We start from the raw sequence: 816 nt of genomic DNA on the forward strand, positions 1-816 counted from the left end.
GTCCTGAGGACTCCGGGCCCGCTCTCGTCGCGCGTACCCGCACCGCGCCTCATGCGGGTTCCGGCCGGCCTCCGGTCAGCGGAAGGCCAGGGTGGCCGTGACCGTCTGGCTGGCCGGACAGAGGAAGCCGCCCTCCGCCAGCGGTACGTCGGCGGTCGCCGAGTAGCTGCGGGTGCCGCCGTCGCGCTGTGCCGTCAGCGCTCCGGACCGGTAGCGGCAGGTGACGCCGACGACCGTGACCGAGACGTCGAGGGCGTCGGCCGTGAGGGTGCCCGCGCCGTCGTCGAAAGTCACCGCCGGATCGTTGTTGAGGGCCGCGCTGATCCCGGAACAACTCAGGTTGCCGCCGGGCGAGTTGATGGTGCTGCGGTCCACGGTGAGGTTGTTGGGCGCAGTGTCGCTGGTGACGCCGCCGGTCCAGCTGCACGACTTGTCACCCGCTCCGATGGTGCCGTCGACCTGGCCCTGCGCTGCCGCGCCGGCGGGTCCGACCGCCAGGGCGGCCACGGCCAGCGCGCCCACGAGCACGCCGGCGACCTTGTGGGGGGAGATGAGACGCATTGCGAGTACCTCCGCGTTCGCGCCGGTCCATTACCGGCGGTAACGCGAAAATAGACATGGTCATGACATCGGTCAACCCTTCGCGGCGCGCTTTACCGGTCCCGTCGGCCGAGCGGTGCGGCCGGAGGCGGTGACGCAGGAGGGGCCCGCCGGGCCTGGAACGCGCGGGCCGGCCCGCCGCGGACGGGACGGGGCGGGGGGGCCCCCCCGGGCCGGGGCCCCCGGGGGGGGCCCGCCGGGGCACCGACCTTTTGG

The 816-nt window shown here is 74.3% G+C and carries 1 protein-coding gene; it reads right to left on the reverse strand.

All coding sequences use genetic code 11. The features are described 5' to 3' along the window. Positions 1 to 75: 75 nt before the first annotated feature. Entirely contained in the window at positions 76 to 561 is a 486-nt protein-coding gene (locus ACWGIG_RS11405) for a hypothetical protein (RefSeq protein ID WP_453321318.1), read from the reverse strand. Positions 562 to 816: the final 255 nt, after the last annotated feature.

It is taken from the genome of Streptomyces sp. NPDC054863 (genome assembly GCF_053610825.1).